Below are 21220 nucleotides of genomic sequence, written 5' to 3'. Positions count from 1 at the left end.
GACCGGGGGCATTGACGCGGCCAATAGCCTGTCTATAAGCGCGCAATCAGCCGGGGTTCGCTCCGGACGGGGCCTCGGCCCGCCGATATTCACCGATCAGATAGGAATTGGGCCGTGAAAACCTTCACCATGACCCCCGACAAGATCGACAAGAAGTGGATCCTGATCGATGCCGAAGGCGTCGTTCTGGGCCGCCTCGCCTCGATCATCGCAATGCGCCTGCGCGGCAAGCACAAGGCGACCTTCACGCCGTCCATGGACATGGGCGACAACGTCATCGTGATCAACGCCGACAAGGTGCAGATCACCGGCAAGAAGCGTGACAAGCCGAACTACTGGCACACCGGTCACCCGGGCGGCATCAAGTCGCGCACCACGCAGGAGATCCTCGACGGCAAGTTCCCCGAGCGGGTCCTGACCCAGGCCGTCAAGCGCATGCTGCCGGGCAACAAGTTGTCGCGTCAGCTGATGACCAACCTGCGCGTCTATGCGTCGGCCGATCATCCGCACGAGGCACAGTCGCCCGAAGTCCTCGACGTCAAGTCGATGAACCCCAAGAACACCCGGAGCGCTTGATCATGGCTGAGCAACTGAACTCCCTCGAAGACCTCAAGGGCGCCGTCGAAGGCACCCCGGCCGACGGCGGCGACACCGTCCTGCTGGACACCTCCGCCCCGCGTGAGCCGGTGCGCGACTCCTTGGGCCGTTCCTATGCCACCGGCAAGCGCAAGGATGCCGTCGCCCGCGTCTGGATCAAGCCCGGCTCCGGCAAGGTCATCGTCAACGGCAAGGACGTGAACACCTATTTCGCGCGTCCCGTGCTGCAGATGATCCTGCGCCAGCCGTTCCAGATCACCGACCGCGAAGGCCAGTTCGACGTCATGGCCACCGTCAAGGGCGGCGGTCTGACCGGTCAGGCGGGCGCCGTGAAGCACGGTGTCTCCAAGGCGCTGCAACTCTATGAGCCCGGCCTGCGTGGCGCGCTCAAGGCGGCAGGCTTCCTGACCCGCGACAGCCGCGTGGTGGAACGCAAGAAGTACGGCAAGGCCAAGGCCCGCAAGAGCTTCCAGTTCTCCAAGCGCTGATTTCGATCACGATTTCAAAAAGGCCCGCCCGGTTTGGCGGGCCTTTTCTTTTGGTCTGTTGCATATAACTATATTTCTGGTTATTTAGTCTTCATGGACAGACTCGACACCACAGCCCGATCCCTCGCCGCCTTGGGGCACGAAGCACGACTGCAGATCTTTCGCCTGCTTGTCCGCGCCGGTGACACCGGGATGACGGTCGGCCAGATCGGGCACCACCTGGCCCTCGCCCCTTCGACGCTGGCCCATCATTTGCGAAGCCTGACCGACGCAGAGCTTGTCACGCAGGAACGACAGGGGCGCGAAGTGGTGAACCGGGTCGATTACGCCGTGATGAACCGGACGCTGGCGTTCCTCACCGAAGAATGCTGCGCCGGGATCGCAGATGCCAAAGATACGGCCTGACGTGCTTTCTATTTCCCTAATATAACTACAAAACTGGATATGTAGCCATGACTGACATCACCGCCCCTCCCCCGCCGAAGCCCATCTTAACCGCCATGAAGCGACAGAGAGTATGGCTGGCCTCTGCGACGATCCTTGCCATCATCGCCGCCCTCTCGCCGTCGCAAGCCACCGACAGCGCGACCTTCATCGCCTCCGCGCTGCTGTCGACCGGTCCCTTCCTCGCCCTGTCCGTTCTTGTCGCCGCAGGCGCCGGGGCGACAGGCGCCGATAGCCTGATCGCCCGCGCCTTCACCGGCTCGACCGCGGTGATGGTTTTCCTTGCCGCCCTTGCGGGCGGGCTCTCGCCCTTCTGCTCTTGCGGGGTGATCCCGCTGATCGCAGCCCTATTGACGATGGGCGTGCCATTGTCGGCCGTGATGGCATTCTGGCTTGCCTCACCGATCATGGACCCGTCGATGTTCCTGCTGACGTCGGGCGTTCTGGGCGCAGAGTTCGCAGTGGCCAAGACCCTCGCCGCCATCGGCCTCGGCCTCCTCGGCGGGTATACCGTTGCGTTGCTGATGGCCGGCGGATTTCTGACCAGCCCCCTGCGTGATGGCATCGGCAACGGCGGCTGCGCCTCGGCCTCGGTTCGCGCGCCGAAACCCGTCGTCTGGCATTTCTGGTCAGAGCCTGCACGGCTGCACCGCTTCAAGCGGGAAGCACTCAAGACGACCCTGTTCCTGCTGCAATGGCTGGTCCTCGCCTTCCTGCTCGAAAGCCTGATGCTTGCCTTCATTCCGGCCGAAGCCATCACGCAGATCCTGGGTGGACAGGGTCCGGGCCCGATCGCGCTGGCCACGCTCGTTGGCGTCCCTGCCTACCTGAACGGCTACGCGGCGCTCCCGCTCGTTGGCGGGCTGATGACGCAGGGCATGGCACCGGGGGCGGCGATGTCGTTCCTCGTGGCGGGTGGCGTCACTTCCCTGCCAGCTGCGATCGCGGTCTGGGCCTTGGTCCGTCCGCCGGTCTTTCTGCTCTACATCGCGATCTCTCTGGCGGGCGCGCTGGCGGCGGGATTGGCGTTTCAGGTGTGGACGATGGGCTGATGGAACCGGGCAGGCCCCGTGCAGATCGCCGCGCATCCATGGCCCCAAAGGCCACGCGCCTTGCCACTTGGGGGGAAGATCGCCCTAATCCTCGTCATGTTCGCCCCCTTCTCCCGCATCACCCTCTTCCTTGTCGCCTGCTGCGGTTGGGGCGTGCTGTTCTTCGGCGGCTGGATCGCCGGACGCGGGCTTCTGCTCTACGACTGGGATCCGGTCCTGATGGGCACCGGCGGAGGCTTGGCCATCGGCGGCCTTCTGGTCGTCGGGCTGACCATCGGGGCGAGCGCACAGGTCTCGACCGCCCGCGATACGGCTGCTGTTCGCAGGTTGATGGAAAGCGGGGCGACCGTCGCCCCCGCCACGGCCGGGTTGCGCGCCGTGCCGACATTGCGGCGTGATCCGCCGATGGGGCGCGGCGTCTCCTGATAGGCCCTTCGGAAAGCTGCGGACCGCAGCCTTCGATTTTCGCCCCGGATCGCGCGGGCCCGGCACGAACTCGACGGCGTACCGGAAAGCGGATCGCCGCCCGCGTGACGCCCACGTCCAGCACAAGAGCAGAAAATCCGTTGCCAGATGGAAGACCGTTGCTATGGTCTAACCATTCTTGGGGGAATAATTGGAGGTCAGTTTTGACCCGGGTTTCAAGTTGTTTTGCCGTGTTTTTTGCGGCCATGGTCTTCCACGCCAATCCAGTCGCAGCCCAGGGCACAGCCCCTGAGATCGGTGCCTGTGCTGTCGTCGCCCCGAACGGAGAGGTGACGGACTTCGCCACCTGCGAACGACTTCCCGACCTTTGTGGCCCCGAGGGATGCGACCTCTATTTCCGCTGGCCGTCAGGGTCGCTGACCGTGGTGTCATCCGCGACGCCGGACATGGCGGCCGGAACGCGGATCAACGGCAAACCCGCCCAGACAATCAGCAGCCGCCCCGTGAATGTCGGCGGCAGCTGCCTGCGCAACACGGAATCGGCGCGACTCTTCTGTTGGGACGCGGGCGTCGGCGCGCAGACGTCGGGCGCACCCGAGTCGACCCTCCCCGCGCAACCGGCACCCGCCGCCACGTCGCCCGCGTCCCTGGCCCGGCTGCAAGGGCTTTACCGGCTCAGCTCATCCTGGTCCTGCCGCGCAGACCAGATCGGGATGGACGGCGGGGCCATGGCCGTCGAGGGCGACAAGTTGATGGCTGTCGAATCGGTGTGCACCCTGGGCAGCCCCAGTCCCGTGGGCGCGACGGGTGCCGTGCTGACCCGCGCCGAATGCAGTGGAGAGGGCGAGGCCTTCTCCGAGGACATGATCCTGTTCCGCGACGACACCAGCCTGACCATCATCCGCCCGGCGGGCAAGATTACCTGGATGCCCTGTCCCTGAGATCGCATCACGGCCCTTGCCCCCGGCGCGACAGTCGCGCAATTCTATCCGCAGGAACCGGGGGCGCATTTGAATCAAGACAGCAAACGCGGACTGACGCTGATTGCCCCGCCGCTGGCCTATGCGCTGGCATTGCTTGCGGGGCCTATGCTGGCCATCGTCCTGTTCAGTTTCTGGACCCAGGATTACCTGACCATCAACCGCACGCTCAGCCTCAAGAACTATGCCGAGGCGCTGAGCGATCCGTTCTATCGCGCGATCATGGGGCGCAGCCTTGTCGTGTCGGGGTCGGTCACCGTCATCACCGTGCTTCTGGCGTTTCCGGTGGCCTATTACGTCAGCTTCCGGGTGCGGCCGGACCGCAAGTCGCTCTGGCTGTTCCTTATCACCATCCCGTTCTGGACCAGTTACCTGCTCCGCATCTTCCTGTGGAAGGTGATGCTCGGCTATAACGGGGTGGTCAATTCCGCCCTGACCGGCCTTGGCCTGCGGGACGAGCCGCTGACCTGGCTGCTGTACAATGCCAATTCGGTGGTCCTGACGCTCAGCCACGCCTTCGCGCCCTTTGCCATCCTGCCGATCTTCGTGGCCCTCGAAAAGATCGACCGCAGCCTGCTGGAGGCATCGCGCGACCTTGGCGAAAATGCCTTCACCACCTTCTTTCGCGTCACCCTACCGCTGGCCGCGCCGGGTGTGGTGGCGGCCCTGCTGATCGTCTTCATTCCGACCGTCGGCGACTATGTCACGCCCGCTCAGGTCGGCGGGCCGAACGGCATGATGATCGCCAACGTCATCCAGGCACAGTTCCGCGACCTGAACAACGCGCCCCTTGGCGCAGCCTTGTCGGTGGTGGCGATGCTGATCGTGACCGTGATCGCGCTTGGCACCGTCTGGCTGGCGCGCCGCCTGTCGCGAGGAACCTGACGTCATGCTGCGCACCTATGTCATCGCCTTCCTGATCTTCCTCTATGCGCCGATCGCGCTGCTCCCGATCTTTGCGTTCAACTCCGGGTCGGTCATCGCCTTCCCGCTCGACGGGTTCACGACCGACTGGTTCGCGCAACTGGGTCAGCAGACGGAACTGCACGCCGCCCTTCTGAACTCGCTGTTCGTCGGGGTGCTGGCGTCGATCCTGTCGGTCCTTCTGGGTCTGGCGGCGGCGCGGGCCAACGTGCGCTACCGCTTTCCGGGCAAGACAGCGGCCATGGGCCTGATCATGGTGCCGCTGGTGCTGCCCGAGATCATCGTGGCGACGTCGCTTCTGGTGGTGATCGTGCGGTTCTTCGACTGGCCGCTGTCGCTTTGGTCGCTGATCGCGGCCCATGTCCTGATCTGCACGCCCTTCGCCATCGCCATCCTGAACGCCAGCTTTCAGGCCCTCGATCCCGCGCTGGAAGAGGCGTCCATCGACCTGGGCGAGACGCGGCTGTCGACCTTCCGCCTTGTGACCCTGCCCCTTGTCATGCCGGGAATCGTGGCGGCGCTGCTGATCTCGTTCACCATCTCGCTGGATGAATTCATCATCGCGTTCTTCCTGACCGGGTCGGATGTCACGCTGCCGGTCTACATCTGGTCGACGCTGCGGTTTCCGAAATTGCTGCCGGTCATCATGGCGCTTGGCACCATCATGGTGGTCATCTCGATCCTGATCCTGACATTGGCCGAATGGAACCGCCGCCGAGGCCTGCGACGGGTCGGCGCCAAAGATACCGGAGGGTTCCTGTGAGCCTCGCACCCGAGACCGAACCGCTGATCCGCCTGCGCGGCATCCAGAAGTACTACGGCGAATACCATGCCCTGCGCGGCATCGACCTGGACATCAGGCCGGGCGAATTCTTCTCGCTTCTGGGGCCCTCGGGCTGCGGCAAGACAACCCTGCTGCGCACCATCGCGGGCTTCGAGGGGGTGAGCGAGGGGACGGTGACCCTGGGCGGCCAGGACATGACCCGGGTGCCGCCGAACAAGCGGCCCACCAACATGGTATTCCAGTCCTATGCCATCTTCCCCCATCTCAGCGTGGCGCAGAACGTGGGCTTCGGTCTGCGCAAACGCAGCGACCTGAACGCCGCCGCCCGCCAGACCATGGTCGAGGATGCGCTGGATATGGTCGGCCTCGACGGTTACGGCAGCCGGGGCGCCAACGCTCTTTCGGGCGGCCAACGGCAGCGCGTGGCCCTGGCCCGCGCCCTTGTCCTGCGGCCCAAGGTGCTGCTGCTGGATGAGCCGCTCAGCGCGCTCGACAAGAAGATGCGCGAACAGATGCAGGTTGAATTGATCCGCCTGCAACGACAGGTCGGCATCACCTTCATTCTGGTCACCCACGATCAGGAAGAGGCGCTGGTCATGTCCGACCGCATCGCCGTGATGTTCGAGGGCGAGATCGCGCAGCTGGCCGAGGCCGAGGCGCTCTATCGTCGCCCCATCGACCGGCGGGTGGCCGAATTCATCGGCACCATGAACTTCCTGCCCGCCAGCGTGTCGGGTGACCGGGTCACCGTCGCGGGTCTGGGCGACATGGCCCTGTCGGAGCTGCAATCGACGGCGACCACCAAGGGCGACACCGTGGCCGGATTTCGCCCCGAGACCGCGACCCTGCTCTTCGAGGGCCAGACGACATCGGACCGCGTGGCCGAGGGGACGGTGAGCGAAGTCGTCTATTTCGGCGACATGACCTATTACGACGTCACCTTGGAAGGCTGCGAACAGCCGGTCCGAATCTCCATGCGCAATGTCTTCGGCCGCCCGGTTCTCGAAATCGGAACCCGGGCCCGGCTCGCCTGGTCGCCGGGTGCGGTGACGCTGTTCCGCCCCGGCGGCTGAAGCGGCGCTTTCCTTCGGGTATCTTCCTGCGGCCCGCCCCCAAGGGTTGATCCGACCGGCCAGACAGGTCACCACTGGGACACCGCAATTCGACACCCGGAGACCGCGATGCGCCTTGCAACCCTCCTGCTCGTCCTGCTGCTTTCGCCGCTCGGGGCGATGGCACAGACGCTTTTTGTCTCGCAGAATGATGACGGCTACCTCAACCTGCGCTCCGGTCCGGGGACGCGGTTCGACATCCTGCGCCGCCTGTCGCCTGGCGATTCTGTCGCGGTGCTGGAAACCGTGGGACGCTGGTACCGGGTCCGCGTGTCGTCGGGACAGGAAGGCTGGGTCGCGGGCGATTTCCTGGAGCGGGGACCGGCAATCCCCAAGGCGTTGTTCGTCGACCAGACCAATGACGGATACCTGAACCTGCGCGCCGGGCCGGGAGTCGGGCATCCGATCCTGCGGCGGATGTATCCGGGCGACCGGCTCACGCCGCTGGCCACCTCGGGAAACTGGGTGCAGGTCCGCCACGTGTCGGGCGCGGTCGGTTGGGCGCACTCGGGCTACATCTCGCCCTGAGATCGCGCGTCAGAGCGAGATGATCTTGACCGTCTGCCCCTTGCAGGCGAGCGCGATCTGACCTTCGCACAGGCGCAGCGCATCGGCCCCGAAAACCTCAAGGCGCCAGCCATGCGCCCAGTCGCCGTCCCGCGACCCGGCGGCGATATCATCAAGGTCGGAGGCCGTCGCGATCAGCTTGGACGCCACGCCCGCCTGTTCCGCCTTGGCCTTGAGCAGCACGCGCAACAGGTCGGCAAGCGCCCCGTTGATCTGGTCGCGCGACTTCTGGTTCGGCGGCTCGGGCAGGTCTTCGCGCGGCATCTCCAGCCCCCTGGCCACGGCGGCGAGGATCCCATCGGCCACCGCACCGCGTCGCCCTTCGCGCAAAAGAAGGCGCGCCTTCGACAGCTCGGTCAGGTCCTTGGGCTTGAGCGAGACCAGCTCGATCAGCGCATCGTCCTTGAAGATCCGGGTGCGGGGAATGTTGCATTCCTGTGCGTGGGATTCGCGGAAGGCTGCCAGTTCCCGCGCAATGGCCAGAAACCGGGGCGACGGGTTGCGCATCTTGAGGCGCAGGTAGGCCTCGCGCGGCTCGACCCGGTAGGTGCCGAAATCGCGCAGGACGGCCATTTCCTCTTCGACCCAGGGGGTCCGGCCGGTCTTGGCCAGTTCCGCAGAAAGATGCTCATAAATCACCCGCAGATGCGTCACATCGGCAAGGGCATAGCTCTTCTGTGCATCCGACAGCGGGCGGCGCGACCAGTCGGTGAAGCGGCTCGACTTGTCGATCTGCGCCTTGGCGACGCGGCGGGCCAAGGTTTCATAGCCGACCTGTTCGCCGAAGCCGCAGACCATCGCGGCCACCTGCGTGTCGAACAGGGGTGCCGGAATGACCTCACCCTCGATCGCGAAAATCTCCAGGTCCTGACGGGCCGCGTGAAAGACCTTCACCACCCCTTCGTCGCGAAACAGGTCGTACAGCGGCGCCAGCGACAGACCATCGGCAAGCGGATCGACCAGCACCGCATCGGTCTTGCCGTCGCCCGGAAAGGCCAGCTGGATCAGGCAGAGCTTGGAGTAGTAGGTCCGTTCCCGCAGGAACTCGGTGTCCACGGTGACATAGGGTGCCTTGGCGGCCTCGGCGCAGAATGCGGCCAAAGCGTCGGTCGTTGTCAGCGTTGTGATGTGAGGGGCAGAAATTTGACGAAGCCTTTCAGATTTCGTCCCGGTCTAGGACAAATTCCCGTCCGGGGAAAGGTCAAGCCGACGGCGGTCGCCACACGCAAACCGGCGCAGGACAGCCGGATAGAGGCGATGCTCCTGCACCAGCACACGGGCGGCCAGCGTATCGGCGGTGTCGTCCGGCAAGATGGGCACCCGGGCCTGACCCAGGATCGGGCCACCGTCCAGATCGGCGGTGACTTCGTGGACGGAACACCCGGCCTCGTCATCGCCCGCCTCGAGCGCGCGGGCATGTGTGTGCAGCCCGCGATACTTGGGCAGAAGCGAGGGATGGATGTTGAGCATCCGACCGGCCCACTGCTCGGTAAATGGCGCGGTCAGGATACGCATGAACCCGGCCAGCGCCACGATGTCGGGAGCGGCCTGCTGCAACTGCGCCTGCAAGCCCGCCTCGAAGGCCGGACGGTCGGCAAAGGCGCGATGATCGACCACCGCGGTCGGGATACCCAAACTCGCCGCGCGCGCCAGGCCAGCCGCGTTCGCATCGTTCGACAGGACCAGAACCGGCACGGCGGGATGATCTGCGTCGGTCATATCCTCGACCAGGCGGAGCATGTTCGACCCGCCCCCCGAGATCAGGATGGCGACCCGCTTGCGCGTCTCGCTCACCAGCTGATGGCTCCGGAATAGCGCACGCCCGCACCCGGGGTCACGGTGCCAAGGCGCGACACCGTCTCGCCCGCGTCGGTCAGGAGCGCGGTCAGGGCTTCGGCCCGGTCGGGCGCGCAGACGAGGACCATGCCGATGCCGCAGTTGAAGGTCTTGAGCATCTCGCCTTCGGCCACGCCCCCGGCCCGGGCCAGCCAGCCGAACACCGGGTTCGGTTGCCAGGCGGTCAGGTCGATCTGTGCGCCCAACCCTTCGGGCAGGACGCGGGGCAGGTTCTCGGTCAGGCCGCCACCGGTGATATGGGCCAGCGCGTGCACCCCGCCCGCCCGCACCGCAGCCAGAACCGACAGCACATAAAGCCGCGTCGGCGTCAGCAGCGCCGCGCCAAGCGTGGCGTCCGCAAAGGGGGCGGCATCATCCCAGGTCAGGCCCGCGTGCTCCGCCACCCGCCGCACTAGCGAGAAGCCGTTGGAATGCACGCCATCGGACGCCAGCCCCAGAAGGACATCGCCCTCGGCCACGTTGCGGGGCAGGTCGTGGCCCCGTTCCATCGCGCCCACGGCAAATCCGGCCAGGTCGAAATCGCCCGCATGATACATGCCCGGCATTTCCGCCGTCTCGCCGCCGATCAGAGCCGTGCCGCTCGCGCGACAGCCGACCGCAATACCTTCAATGATCTGCGCGGCCTCGTCGGTGACCAGCTTGCCGGTGGCAAAGTAGTCCAGAAAGAACAGCGGCTCTGCCCCCTGACAGACCAGGTCATTGACGCACATCGCCACAAGGTCGACGCCCACGGTATCCAGTTGCCCCGTGTCGATGGCCAGGCGCAGCTTGGTGCCCACCCCGTCGGTCGCCGCCACCAGAACCGGGTCGGAATAGCCCGCGGCCTTCAGATCGAAGAGCGCACCGAAGCCGCCCAGACCGGACATGGTGCCGGGCCGTTCGGTCGCGCGGGCCGCAGGCTTGATCCGGTCGACCAGCGCATTGCCCGCATCGATGTCCACACCCGCTTGGGCATAGGTCAAACCGTTCTTGGCATCTGTCATGGCGTCTCCCGTGTGACTTGGCCCGCGCCCTAGCAGGCCGCCGGATGCGCTGCAATCCGGGGTATGCGACCTCAGGCCTTCAGCGCCGACTTTGCCCCGAACGTCAGGAACAGGCGTCCGACCCCCGCCGAGACGACGCAGAGGACGGCGAGCAACCCGAAGGTGATGAACAGCCGGTCAGGCGTCACCACGCCCTCGGTCACCCGCGACAGCGAAGCGAAGGCTCCGCCCGCGACCACGATCTGCATCATGAAATAGAGGAGCGCGCCGACGCAGGCCAATTTCCAGGCGGGTCCATTGGGCGGCAGCGCGCCGGTCTGGCGCGCCCAGGCCTGCCCGGTGACCATCGCCGCCGCGATCGGCGGCAGGATGGCCACGGCCCCGCCCGGCAGACTGATCCCGGCAAACCGCGACAACAGGACGCCCACCACCATCAATCCGCCCCAGGTCAGGACAAGGGTCAGCGCATAGCGCCCGATCCATGGTTGGATTTCCTGCATTTCGACCCCTCTCCTGCCCGTTCTTCTTGACCGTCCGTCCCTGTCTGCTACGCCCTAGCGGACGGGGGCCTGTAGCTCAATTGGTTAGAGCAGAGCGCTCATAACGCTTTGGTTGCGGGTTCAAGTCCTGCCGGGCCTACCAAAAATTCATCTCAATGCGTCTCAGATTGACGGTAATCTACTTCAAAACAGTAGGTTACCGTCATTTCGCCTGTTCATACGTCTCAGTGCGTCTCCATACGTCTCAGCTTTTGTTGGTATCATTTGTTGGTATGATGGCGGCGATACCAACAAATCAGAGTCGCCTGGATGCCCCTCACCGATGCCCAATGCCGCGCGGCTAAGCCTGCCCAAAAGGTCCAGAAGCTATCGGACGGACGCGGGCTATTCCTGCAAGTCACGCCAGCCGGATCGAAACTCTGGCGCATGAACTATCGATTTCAGGCCAAACAGCGCACCGCCGCATTCGGATCATACCCCGATGTGTCGCTTGCAACTGCTCGTCTCAGGGCCGCCGAACTCAAGGACAAACTGGCAGCCGGGGCTGATCCCGCCTTGAAGGACGGCGAAACCGCAACGCCCGTGAAGACTTTCAAGGAAGCCGCCCGCGAATGGTATCGCGCCCGCGAAGCGCAATGGGTCAGCGGCTACGCGGCGCGCCTCTGGGCACGGCTAGACGGGGACGTGTTCCCAAGGATCGGCCACAAGGACGTGGCAGCGGTCACCCCTGCCGAGGTGCTGGCGCTATTGCGTGAGGTTGAGGACCGGAACGCTTTGGAGATGGCAAAGCGCATCCGACAGACCATGAGCGCCGTGTTCAAGTATGCCGTGGCAAATGGATGGGCGACTTCTGACCCCGCCGCGCCGCTTGCCGGTGCGATGAAGTCGGCCCCGCGTCAGAAGCACCGCGCATCCCTCAAGGAAGATCAACTGCACGACTTCTTTGCAGCACTCGCCACCTACAGCGGGGACCGCGCAACCGCGCTGGGCTTGAAGATCATAGCGCATACATTTGTGCGAACGTCCGAATTGCGCCTGGCCACATGGAATGAAATCGACGGCGACACATGGCGCATCGAAGCAAGCAAGATGAAGATGCGGAAGGAACACATCGTTCCCTTGTCTCCGCAGGTCCGGGCCATGTTCGCAGAACTGAAAGACTTGGCAGGCACCTCCCCTTTCATCCTGCCCGGCCAGTCCGATCACAAACCCATATCCGAGAATACGCTAATCTATGGCCTGTATCGTTTGGGCTATCACAGCCGCGCATCGGTTCACGGCTTTCGCAGCACCGCGTCGACCATCCTCAACGAGTCTGGCTTGTGGCGCGCGGACGCAATCGAGAGACAGCTTGCCCACGTCCCCGCCAATGAGGTTCGCAGTGCATACAACGCAGCACTGTATTTGGAAGAGCGGCGGAAGATGATGGTTTGGTATTCCGACCTGATGGAACAGCACGAAAAGAGAAAGCCAAAAGGCCAGCCGGTGAGGAGAAAGTCAGACACTGACTTGACTGATCTGCTGTCATAGACTTTCACATTGAATGTGAAACTTTATTTTTTATTTTCAACGCCTTGACTGGATTTTAGGTCGCAACCATGTTGAGGCCGTGGCCCAATTCATTTTTCGCATGGTGCGCAAAAGGAAAAGGCCACCGGGGTGCAACCCGATGACCTTTAAGGTTTATTTATATGGATAGAGATAGCGATGACTCCGGCTTTTTTCAAGAGAGTAGCGCAACAAATCTGAGTAATTTACTCGGATTTGCAAAACCCAAAGCACTCTCCTCAATTAGCTTGCACGATCTGTTCGGGTTGAACGATCAAGGCTGCGATGTGCCTTTAGCGGTTTCTATGTTCGCTGATGTGAAAGCGCAGCGGATCGAACCGGCGCGGCTTTCCCTTCGGCAGATTCACGCCCGGTTGACTGCCACAACCGCCCCCGCAAAATCCGACCTGCCCCTTGTGAAGCTGGGCACCTTCGGGGATGTGCGAACCGAAAAGGGCAGCCTACGCCACGATGCGAACCTCTTGAGCGTGTCAGGGGTGGAAGGCGACTATGACGCGGGCGAGGTGTCACCGCAGGAAGCCGCTGACCGGCTCGACCGGGCTGGCATTGCCGCGCTGGTCTACACCACGCCTAGCCATACCGCAGAAGTGCCCCGGTTCCGCGTCCTACTGCCTCTGGCGACGGAAGTTGCACCGGCTGAGCGGGCAGCCCTCTGTGCCCGGCTCAACGGGGCGCTGGGCGGCATCCTTGCGGCTGAATCCTTCACCCCGTCGCAATCCTTCTACTTTGGCAGCGTGACATCGAACCCGGTAGAGTCGTTCCTTGTGGAAGGGCAGACGCTGGACCGCGTGCCCGGCCTTCCCTCTATCGGCCCGGCACCCAAGCCGGTGAAGTTGACCACCGATCTGTCAGACCTGTTCCGGGACCCGGCAGACCGGGCGGAAGTGCGGCGCGCTTTGGCGCTGGTCAAGGATGCGGACGACCGCGACCAATGGCTGAATATCGGCATGGCCCTTCATGCGGAATTCAATGGCAGCGATGAAGGCTATGACATCTGGTCGCATTGGTCGCGCCTGTCGCTGAAATTCGATGAACGCAGCCAGCGCAGAACTTGGAAATCGTTCCGGCATGGCGGAATCGGCATCGGGACGCTGTTCAAAATCGCAATGGATTATGGCTATGAGCACGGCCCGTTTATCCAAGATTCCGATTTTGACGATCTGCCTGCACTACCTGAACCCGAAAAACCGAAACCGTCGACGCTGACCTTCCTGACCCCAGACGAATGCGAAGCGTCCCCGGCGCGGAAATACCTCATTAAGGGCTTGCTGGCTGAAAAGGACGTTGCTTGCATCTTCGGCGCGCCAGGCGCGGGTAAATCGCTCATCGCGCCCTTCCTTGGCTACATGCTGGCTCAGGGCAATGGAGCCTTCGGGATACGCACCAAAGCGGGCGGGGTGTTCTATGTGGCGTCCGAAGATTCCCACGGAATGCGCGGGCGCGTGAAGGCGCTGCGGAAGGCGCATGGCAGCGCACAAGCCTTCAAACTGGTGGAAGGCGTGTCGAACCTGCTTATCAAGGACTCGCCCGACTATCTGGCGCTGAAAGAAGCGGTGAAGGCGGAACGCCCCGCGCTGATCTTTATTGACACGCTGGCAATGGCGTTCCCCGGCCTGGAAGAGAACAGTGCGGAAGCGATGGGCCGGGTTGTGGCGGTGGCGCGGGCGCTGACCCGCTGGGGCGCAGCGGTTGTCCTGATCCACCACGACACAAAGGCAGAGGGTGGCACACCGCGCGGGCATAGCCTGTTGAACGGGGCGCTTGATGTTGCCCTGCATGTGAAGCGCGACGATGAACAGAAGATCATTCGGGGCAGGTTGACCAAGAACCGGAACGGCACCTGTGATCGAGGCTTTGCTTTCACCATCGCCACTGATGACTTCGGATTTGACGATGATGGCGACCCGTTGACCTATCCGCGCTGCAACCCGCTTACCGGCATTCCGGCCAAGGTGAAGCGGCTTCCCCCGCAAGCTGCGGCTGCGCTGAAAATCCTGGAAGGCATGCCGCAGCCGGTCAACCGGGACGACTGGAAGAACGCTTGCATGGCGTCCGATGCGGTTTGCGCGAATGACGATCCGGCAACCCGACGAAAAGCGTTCAATCGGTCACTCGAAACGCTGGCACGGGATGGATTGGTTTCAGGCGATGATGGCTTCTATTCCATCCGCGACGGCTTTGATGATGGTCGGTCAGATGACGATGAAACGGGACGGACTGAGACATGAGCGGGACATGTCTCGCATGTCTCAACCGGCAAAAGGGCACACCGGCGAGACGGACAGGGACACACCCCTTAAGGGTGTCCCTTGTCTCGGTGCCATGCTCAGCAATGGAACTAGAAGATGAAGCACAATCAATCAGAAGCGCGGATGCAGCGCAGCCGATCATCGGTTTTCCGCGATCATCGCCCCCAAGCGATCATGGGTCCTTCCCTAAGGGCGGCACCCGCGGGGACTCCGAACCCCGGCCCGACCCTCTTTGCAAAGTATTTGGAATGAGGGGGCCAATCTAACTGTCACTAAATTGAAATCACGCGAATTGGGCGAGTCGGTGATCCCGCCCAGCGCACCCCCACCCCAAGAAGGACCCGAAGCCAAGTTGGGCCACACACAATCAACGCAAAGGAACGACTGAAATGACCGAACAACCTGAACGCTACTACCTGAACGGAGACCAAAAAGAAGGTGCCCCTGATCTTTGGTTCTGTTCGCGCTGCGACTTATTCGTATCCGAGGTTCACTTCTCCGAGGACCACCACAGCAAACAAACGCTGTCGAATTACGAAAAATACCTGGCGGAAATAAAGAGTCTCCCGATCTACATGAAAAACACGCGAGGTAAAATGCGTCGACCGGCAAATCCACCCAACTGCCTAGCCTGAACCGAGTCTGACGTGTCCCGTTTAAGTATACGCTGAGCGGACACGCGAAAGTCTCTCGAAAGTGTCCGATTGGACTTGTAGAATCACTTACCGGACGGTAGCGATTTACAGGACAGTCTAATCGGACATAAGGGGATAATACTGTGGGCGAGTTGATCGGATACGCGCGAGTTAGCAGCGTCGGGCAAAAGCTGGACGTGCAGGTTGCGGCGCTGACCGCTGCGGGCGTGAGTGCGGAACACCTCTACAGCGAGAAGGTCAGCGGCACCAAGCGGGACGGGCGGCAGGCGCTGGACGATCTGCTGACGCGCGGCATTCGCAAGGATGACACGCTGGTAGTAACCCGCTTAGACCGGCTAGCGCGGTCCACCCGCGACCTGCACAACATTGCCCACACGCTTACCGCCAAAGGCGTAGGACTGCGGGTGCTGGAACAAGCGATTGATACCACGACGCCGGAAGGGCGCATGTTCTTTACCATGCTGTCAGCGGTAGCCGAGTTTGAAACTGAAATCCGCAAGGCGCGCCAGCGGGAAGGCATAGACGCAGCTTTGGCCAAAGGACCGGACTCCCCGTTCAAAGGCAGGCCCGCGACAATAGATGGGGAAAAGGTGAACGCCATGCGCGCCAGAGGCATAACCCCCACAGCGATTGCCAAGGCGTTGGGCGTGGCGCGATCCAGTGTCTATCGCTACCTCCAAGAGGCGTCCTGACTCATTTTGAGACCCGCCACTCAGTGCTGCTCTTGGATGATGCACGATGCTCTCCCGAATGCAGTAGGTTTGCCTTAAAGAGTTTACTCTCAAACAAGTGTTCTGGAAGGATCACCACTTGATCGTCGACGCATTCGGGGAAATTCCGAACTAAATGGCTGCGAAAGCCAAGATGCAGGAGACCGCATGTCGGAAGTGATGAAATCCCTAAGAGGCAGCGCCGATCCGTTAGAAAACGATCTCGCCCGGGTCTACGATCATTGGCAAGAGGTCAAGCGCAGCCAAGGCCAGCGGGCGGGCCTCGGGTATGAACCCTGGGACATCAACGCCTTGGGGGCGGTCTCGGTGATTTCCAGCCGGGTCTTGAACGCCTCGGCCGGGTTCGAGGAGATTGACCCGGATCAGAGCTATGAAGCCTAGGTGCTCAGATACCCCGAGCGGTTCACCCCGGACGTGATCGCCGCCGCGCAGGAGCGATTGAAGCTCGGGGCGAGCAAGGTGCAGGAGTTCCGACGGCAGGACATTCAGTTCTTCGTCAAATCCAGTGCAATCGAGCTATTCGGAGAGCCGGACGTTCGCGCCACGGCCGAAAGCTGGATTGGTCGGGACGCTGCCCTGCCCGAGCTTCACAAAGAAAACAGCTATGCCGACGAGATATTCACCAAGGGCTTCCGGGGCCTCGTGTGGCTGCATGAGCAGCAGAAGACCAACGAGCGCGGGCGGGGCTTGACGGCCGTGGTAGAGTTCGGGCCCATGCAACTGGATCGCCGCGCCCCGGTGCTAGACGTTGTGTTCTTCGAGCGCCCTGTTGGGAAAGAACTCTTGGAAGCGCACAAGGATGACGGGACGTTCATTTCCGGTGTCGGAGCGAGCCGCCATAGCCGGATTTGGCCGATCTCCGATAGCGACGTGGACAGGCTTCTGTCCGCCGTTCGGGAAAAGGCCCACAAGATCGCGCAATATGAAAACCAGAACCCGGACCCGCACGAGCCCCTGAACCTTGGGAAGATCGAAGACGCCACGGTCTTGCGCCAAGTGGTCCTGCGGCGATACCAGAGCGCGTTCCGGCAGGCCCTCATGAGCAAGCGCCCGAACCGCTGCGCGATCACAGGGACGAGCGAACTTTCGGTTCTGGAAGCCGCCCATATCATCCCCTATTCGGAGCGGTTTGCCGACCGGGACATGCCCGAGAATGGCCTTCTGTTGCGTAGCGACATTCACAAGCTCTTTGACGCGCACCTAATTTCGATCAACCCCGAGACCATGGCTATCGAGGTTTCAGACCGGATCGCATCCCCGAATTACCAGAGCCTTCGCGGCAAAACCGTCACCGATAAAGTCTCGCCCAAAAGCCTCGGTTTCCACTTCGAGAACTTCCGAAAACAGCACTCATAGGGGTGAACGCTGGGCTATAGTGCCCAGCCCCGAAGCGCGTTGACCTGATCCACGAAAGCGGGTGACGGCCGATCAGCGCGATTGGGCGGCACTTCGATCATGGGGAACAGCCGCGCCCGGAATTCCGCCAAGCCACCGTCCAAACTTGCAGCGACAAGTTCCCTTTCCATCGGCTCGTTTCGATGAATTCGATAACCGGAGTCGAATGTCAACAAGCCACGGTCATAGGCCCGGTGATGCAGGGCACAAAGCGCAATGCCGTTGCTCGTTTCATCGGTGCTGTCGGGGTGCGCGGCTGGGAGGATGTGCGCGGCATCCAAGAGCCGAAGTTGCACCCCGCACATCGCGCAGGAATGAGAATAGGCAGTCAGAACCCGGTCTTTGAAATTCGCGTCCCTAAGCGCCTTCATCGTCGACACAACGCCATACCGGCGCGGCTCGGGCACTTGGTCTTCAATATCCTGATCGTCAACGCTTGCGGGGTCTTCGCAGAGTTCATCGAGAAGCTGCAATGCCTCCTCGGAAGAACCGCAGGCGTGTAGTTCGTCCATATTGTCCAGATACAAGCCCATGTAAGCAGGCTTGACTGCAAAGGCCACCTCCGCTTCGCCCTTGAAATGCGGCGCGAGCCCGTTGACCCGCGCGGATTCAAGAGCGGGCTGCCGAATTTGGATAGAAGGCGAACCACCAAGCGCCCCAAGGTGTTTGCTCACGTCATAGGCTGCGAAAACCCCGAGTTCGCCGCACCACCCGAGAACCGCAGTCCTTCCACCAAACTCGGGCACGAAGCGTTGAGCGCCACTAATCTCAGGCAACCCAGTGACTTGAATCCGCCATTCATCCGGGAGCGTGACACGCCCCCCGAAGGTCAAATTCCAGATATAAACGCGAACCCGAAATGAGGTTTGATCCCGGATGATCTGATAGGCAGCCGGATGATCCCCATCCGCCGATGGGCGCAAAAAGCTGAGCCCGCTTTTGCGCAATGAGTCCTCAAAAACCCGAAAAAGGGCGGCCTTTCTGAGAGGTGGCATCGTCTACTCGGCAGCCCGGATAATAGTTACGCTCTGGGTGCCTTTGGCCTTGTCGCGCATATGCTTCGGTCGCTGTCGGCCACCGTCCTCGGCCAGCGGGGCGCTCTCGCGTTCGTCGCCACCATTCCAAAGCAAACCCGGGTGCGGAACACGATAATAGCCGTCATCCTGATTCTTCTGAGCTTTACGCTTGGGAGGCTCGCTGGGGCACTCAAACCGCCCCTTGGCCCCTTCCAGGTATGCCGCAACTAACTCTGCGCATACCCACTTTCGCCCAAGACGTTCGGCAACCTCCCCTGTGATGCAACTGCCGCCGAAGGGATCAAGCACCACGTCACCGGGATCGGTAACCATGCGAATAAAATATTCAGGCAACGCAGAGGGGAACCGCGCCGGATGCGCTTTTATCCCCTTTTCCTTGCAATACCGCATATAGCTACTGTTGCTCTCGGTATTCGGAATGGCGATTAGGTTCGGCGGGATCGCGGCCCCGTTGTCGATTGCGAACTTCTCGCTAATGTCGTGCCCAGACGGCCGGAGCTTCGCTGTGTAACCATTGGTGAGGAGCGTCTTCATGCTTTCGCTATAGGGCTGAAGCACACGGCGGTTGCTTGCCCGGGGCCAAGGCGACTTTGAAAGCCACCAAACCGTGTTGATTCCGTCCTTAACGCGAATGCGGCGCACATTCACCCATTCGGCAGGGGTCGGAAGCTTTGACGGATTCCACCAATAGAACTCTTGAGCGAGGTGAAAACCGTATTCCTCGCAGAGCATAATCAATAGTTTGAAGTGGTAAAGGCTGCGCACCGGAATGCCTGGTTTCCACGCCCCGCCTAGGTCGATCACTAGGCTTCCGTCTTCCTTGAGGATGCGATGAAACTGGACGGCAAAATCCCGAAACCACTCAAGATAGGCATCTTCCTGTTCATTCCCGTAATCCTTCTTGCGCGTGAGAGCGAAAGGCGGACTGGTCATAATCAGGTCAACGGACTCCTTCTTGCGGCGCTTCATCACGTCTAAGCTATTGGCATGATAAATGCGCCCCAATTGGGTTTGGTGATAGATCGCAAGAGACTCGTTCTTGGTCATATTTGCCCCCTCAGAGCTCTAGCTTTTTTAAGTTCATAGCGTGCCGGGCTTCGCGGTCGAAAGAGCGAATGATCGTGGCCGGGCTGTCGCTGATCGCGCCCAGATCACCGCCATCGAGCATTACAATGGCAAGATTGGAATCGGCCATGATCTTGTTGGCATAGCGGCGCGCTTCGCTTCCAATGTTGCCCGTGGTCACCACGACGATCACATTACTCTTAAGAAAGTGTGTAAGGCCGACTTCTTTGGCCACATCATCAAGAGAGACGTGCGCGGTGTTCTTACATTGCACCTGCCAGCGGGAAAACACGAGGCGGGCACTCTCAAACACCAAATCGACTTCCGCCCCACCGGTTTGATTGGCCCGCAGGCGGGTCGCCACATAGGTCATATCGAGCAGCCGCATGATCTTGAACGCCAATGCCTCAAGCGCAAGCCCGGCCTTGTAGCGGTCTTTGTCCTTGATCTCGTCCAGAATAGCCGAAAGCGGAGTGCGGAGCAGCGCCAGCAACTTTGGGTCGGTTTGCCCTTTCAATTGCTCAATCAGCGGGTCCACCACATCGGCAATCAGCTTGCCGGTGGGCTTCACCTGAAAGGGCTTTGCCCCTCGGCCGGTCGTGGTCTTTTCCGCGACGATATACCCGGCACTTTCGAGTGCGTTGAGCACCAGTTTGGGCAGGCTTTTCTCAGGAAACCTCACCCCGTAGGTCGCTGCTGCCAATTTGGCGATTTCATTTGCGGGCTGCGGATCGGTGGTGCCGGTATTCGCAAGGGCGCGCAAGAACGCCCGTTGCTCGGCCGTAAACCCCGCCAACACCTCGAACTCGTCCGGGTTGAGCCCGAGGACAGTTTCAATGCGGAATGGATCAACCTGCCACCGACTGCCGACAAACACGCCCGCTTTCGCAAGCCACAGGCGCATCATGCTCGGGTGCTTGCCGCCCGGCGGATAGTGAACCCCACGGGCCGCAAGGCCGTCGCGCAACGTGGTCAAACTGACGACTTCACCGGCGGCCACCATGTCCTGAATGCAGCGCACAAGAGTCATGCCGTGCAAGTTCAGAAGAATGTGCTTGGCGAGGCACCCGTAAAGCTCTGCCCCGTCATCCTTGAGGGCATAAAGCTCCCGTCCGAAGTCGGTCAGGTTTGCGTCACGTTCTATGATCCCATAGGCAATCATGCCCAGCTTGGTATTATTGGCGAGCTTGCCTCGATTGTAGTCGGTGGTGCTATGGCCGTCGAAATACGCGGCGCGCACTTCAGCCTCAAATGCCTTCCAGTCACCACCATGAAGCTCGGCCATTTCCAAGACGGCCGAAAGCTCAATCTGCGAAGGCGAAAACTCACTACCGAATGGAAGGTCACTTCTCTTCATCGGCCAGCCACTTTCTCGGGCCAAACCTCATTCTGATCTGCCGACTTCCGATCCAAGAATTCAGAGACGGCGCGTCGCACGATCCAAGCGGCAGACACATCGTTCTTGTCTGCGATCTCTCGCAGCACCTGATAATCTTGGTCATCCAAGCTCACGCTGATGCGGGCGATCTTGCGATCTGTCCGAGGTCTACCCACTGCGGCCTCCCGTGGTGTTTTTTGCACCAAAAAACACATCATCTAGCTCGGAGCAAGCACAATTCTCCAAGATTTGGCTGTTTTCCCCGTCTATCACAGTCGGGGCAACGCGTGACGCAGGGCGGCCGCGCTACTGTGGCGGTTCGGTGCCTAGGTCGTGGCAGTCCCGCGCACTCTCGGAAAGCTGACCGATCTTATCCTGACATGGGGGCTATGCCGCCCTTAGGTGACGGACCAATGTGTTGGTATC

The 21220-nt window shown here is 61.8% G+C and carries 24 protein-coding genes and 1 tRNA gene; 17 read left to right on the top strand and 8 right to left on the bottom strand.

What is annotated here, in order from left to right:
- The first annotated feature begins 114 nt into the window (after positions 1 to 114).
- The 10 genes from rplM (at position 115) to BM002_RS15390 (ending at position 7335) form a co-directional block, all read left to right on the top strand.
- Positions 115 to 576 (top strand): 50S ribosomal protein L13, encoded by a 462-nt coding sequence (gene rplM, locus BM002_RS15435; protein WP_092783162.1) that lies wholly within the window; start codon positions 115 to 117, stop codon positions 574 to 576.
- 2 nt (positions 577 to 578) lie between these two features.
- Positions 579 to 1085, top strand: coding sequence for a 30S ribosomal protein S9 (rpsI, locus tag BM002_RS15430; RefSeq protein ID WP_092783159.1), 507 nt, complete (start codon positions 579 to 581; stop codon positions 1083 to 1085).
- Between the two features lie 93 nt (positions 1086 to 1178).
- Positions 1179 to 1490: an ArsR/SmtB family transcription factor gene (locus BM002_RS15425; RefSeq protein WP_092783156.1), complete on the top strand. Its 312-nt coding sequence runs from the start codon at positions 1179 to 1181 to the stop codon at positions 1488 to 1490.
- A gap of 47 nt (positions 1491 to 1537) precedes the next feature.
- Positions 1538 to 2581 (top strand): permease, encoded by a 1044-nt coding sequence (locus BM002_RS15420; protein ID WP_092783153.1) that lies wholly within the window; start codon positions 1538 to 1540, stop codon positions 2579 to 2581.
- Between the two features lie 96 nt (positions 2582 to 2677).
- Positions 2678 to 3007 carry a hypothetical protein gene (locus tag BM002_RS15415; RefSeq protein ID WP_092783150.1) on the top strand — a complete coding sequence of 110 codons (330 nt, stop codon included), beginning with the start codon at positions 2678 to 2680 and terminating at the stop codon, positions 3005 to 3007.
- 230 nt (positions 3008 to 3237) lie between these two features.
- Positions 3238 to 3948 carry a hypothetical protein gene (locus BM002_RS15410; RefSeq protein ID WP_092783148.1) on the top strand — a complete coding sequence of 237 codons (711 nt, stop codon included), beginning with the start codon at positions 3238 to 3240 and terminating at the stop codon, positions 3946 to 3948.
- 69 nt (positions 3949 to 4017) lie between these two features.
- Complete coding sequence (locus BM002_RS15405) at positions 4018 to 4872, top strand: ABC transporter permease (protein ID WP_245749286.1); 855 nt, start codon at positions 4018 to 4020, stop codon at positions 4870 to 4872.
- 4 nt (positions 4873 to 4876) lie between these two features.
- Positions 4877 to 5674 carry an ABC transporter permease gene (locus tag BM002_RS15400; protein WP_092783145.1) on the top strand — a complete coding sequence of 266 codons (798 nt, stop codon included), beginning with the start codon at positions 4877 to 4879 and terminating at the stop codon, positions 5672 to 5674.
- On the top strand, positions 5671 to 6768 hold the full coding sequence (locus tag BM002_RS15395; protein ID WP_245749285.1) for an ABC transporter ATP-binding protein: 1098 nt from the start codon (positions 5671 to 5673) through the stop codon (positions 6766 to 6768). The genes BM002_RS15400 and BM002_RS15395 overlap by 4 nt, the downstream gene beginning before the upstream one ends.
- Before the next feature lie 108 nt (positions 6769 to 6876).
- The gene (locus BM002_RS15390) at positions 6877 to 7335 is read left to right on the top strand and encodes an SH3 domain-containing protein (protein ID WP_092783139.1); all 459 of its coding nucleotides are present in this window, start codon (positions 6877 to 6879) and stop codon (positions 7333 to 7335) included.
- Positions 7336 to 7344: 9 nt separating this feature from the next.
- Here BM002_RS15390 and rnd read toward each other — a convergent pair whose 3' ends face one another.
- From rnd to BM002_RS15370, 4 genes are all read right to left on the bottom strand, one after another.
- Positions 7345 to 8502, bottom strand: a complete 1158-nt coding sequence (gene rnd, locus BM002_RS15385; RefSeq protein ID WP_092783136.1) for a ribonuclease D — start codon at positions 8500 to 8502, stop codon at positions 7345 to 7347.
- A gap of 45 nt (positions 8503 to 8547) precedes the next feature.
- A complete protein-coding gene (gene purN / locus BM002_RS15380; RefSeq protein ID WP_092783134.1) occupies positions 8548 to 9168 on the bottom strand; it encodes a phosphoribosylglycinamide formyltransferase in 621 nt (206 codons plus the stop codon).
- A complete protein-coding gene (purM, locus tag BM002_RS15375; protein ID WP_092783131.1) occupies positions 9165 to 10214 on the bottom strand; it encodes a phosphoribosylformylglycinamidine cyclo-ligase in 1050 nt (349 codons plus the stop codon). The genes purN and purM overlap by 4 nt, the downstream gene beginning before the upstream one ends.
- Before the next feature lie 71 nt (positions 10215 to 10285).
- A complete protein-coding gene (locus BM002_RS15370; protein WP_092783128.1) occupies positions 10286 to 10714 on the bottom strand; it encodes an ABZJ_00895 family protein in 429 nt (142 codons plus the stop codon).
- Positions 10715 to 10779: 65 nt separating this feature from the next.
- Between BM002_RS15370 and BM002_RS15365 the strand changes: the two genes are divergently transcribed.
- From BM002_RS15365 to BM002_RS15340, 7 genes are all read left to right on the top strand, one after another.
- Positions 10780 to 10856, top strand: a tRNA-Ile gene (locus tag BM002_RS15365).
- Between the two features lie 167 nt (positions 10857 to 11023).
- Entirely contained in the window at positions 11024 to 12244 is a 1221-nt protein-coding gene (locus BM002_RS15360) for a tyrosine-type recombinase/integrase (RefSeq protein ID WP_092783125.1), read from the top strand.
- 266 nt (positions 12245 to 12510) lie between these two features.
- Positions 12511 to 14511: an AAA family ATPase gene (locus BM002_RS15355; protein ID WP_175484928.1), complete on the top strand. Its 2001-nt coding sequence runs from the start codon at positions 12511 to 12513 to the stop codon at positions 14509 to 14511.
- Positions 14512 to 14921: 410 nt separating this feature from the next.
- The gene (locus BM002_RS19355; RefSeq protein ID WP_175484927.1) at positions 14922 to 15167 is read left to right on the top strand and encodes a hypothetical protein; all 246 of its coding nucleotides are present in this window, start codon (positions 14922 to 14924) and stop codon (positions 15165 to 15167) included.
- A 143-nt stretch (positions 15168 to 15310) separates the two neighbouring features.
- Positions 15311 to 15880 carry a recombinase family protein gene (locus tag BM002_RS15350; RefSeq protein WP_092783119.1) on the top strand — a complete coding sequence of 190 codons (570 nt, stop codon included), beginning with the start codon at positions 15311 to 15313 and terminating at the stop codon, positions 15878 to 15880.
- Between the two features lie 186 nt (positions 15881 to 16066).
- On the top strand, positions 16067 to 16300 hold the full coding sequence (locus BM002_RS15345) for a hypothetical protein (RefSeq protein ID WP_139212395.1): 234 nt from the start codon (positions 16067 to 16069) through the stop codon (positions 16298 to 16300).
- Positions 16301 to 17275 carry an HNH endonuclease gene (locus BM002_RS15340; protein ID WP_092783113.1) on the top strand — a complete coding sequence of 325 codons (975 nt, stop codon included), beginning with the start codon at positions 16301 to 16303 and terminating at the stop codon, positions 17273 to 17275. It abuts the gene before it with no gap.
- Between the two features lie 14 nt (positions 17276 to 17289).
- Here BM002_RS15340 and BM002_RS15335 read toward each other — a convergent pair whose 3' ends face one another.
- Genes BM002_RS15335 through BM002_RS19755 form a run of 4 tightly spaced genes read right to left on the bottom strand, consistent with a single transcriptional unit; the run spans position 17290 to position 21009 of the window.
- Positions 17290 to 18309: an HNH endonuclease gene (locus BM002_RS15335; protein WP_092783110.1), complete on the bottom strand. Its 1020-nt coding sequence runs from the start codon at positions 18307 to 18309 to the stop codon at positions 17290 to 17292.
- A 3-nt stretch (positions 18310 to 18312) separates the two neighbouring features.
- Positions 18313 to 19398, bottom strand: coding sequence for a DNA-methyltransferase (locus BM002_RS15330; RefSeq protein ID WP_092783107.1), 1086 nt, complete (start codon positions 19396 to 19398; stop codon positions 18313 to 18315).
- 10 nt (positions 19399 to 19408) lie between these two features.
- Complete coding sequence (locus tag BM002_RS15325) at positions 19409 to 20773, bottom strand: restriction endonuclease (RefSeq protein ID WP_092783104.1); 1365 nt, start codon at positions 20771 to 20773, stop codon at positions 19409 to 19411.
- Positions 20770 to 21009 carry a ribbon-helix-helix protein, CopG family gene (locus BM002_RS19755; protein ID WP_139212397.1) on the bottom strand — a complete coding sequence of 80 codons (240 nt, stop codon included), beginning with the start codon at positions 21007 to 21009 and terminating at the stop codon, positions 20770 to 20772. Before BM002_RS19755 ends, BM002_RS15325 begins: the two co-directional genes overlap by 4 nt.
- Between the last annotated feature and the right edge of the window lie 211 nt (positions 21010 to 21220).

Origin of the sequence: Jannaschia pohangensis (genome assembly GCF_900113875.1) — a bacterium.
In the GTDB taxonomy this organism is placed as follows: domain Bacteria; phylum Pseudomonadota; class Alphaproteobacteria; order Rhodobacterales; family Rhodobacteraceae; genus Jannaschia; species Jannaschia pohangensis.
The sequence above is the reverse complement of the archived record's forward strand: the minus strand, read 5'-3'. Positions and strand labels throughout refer to the sequence as shown.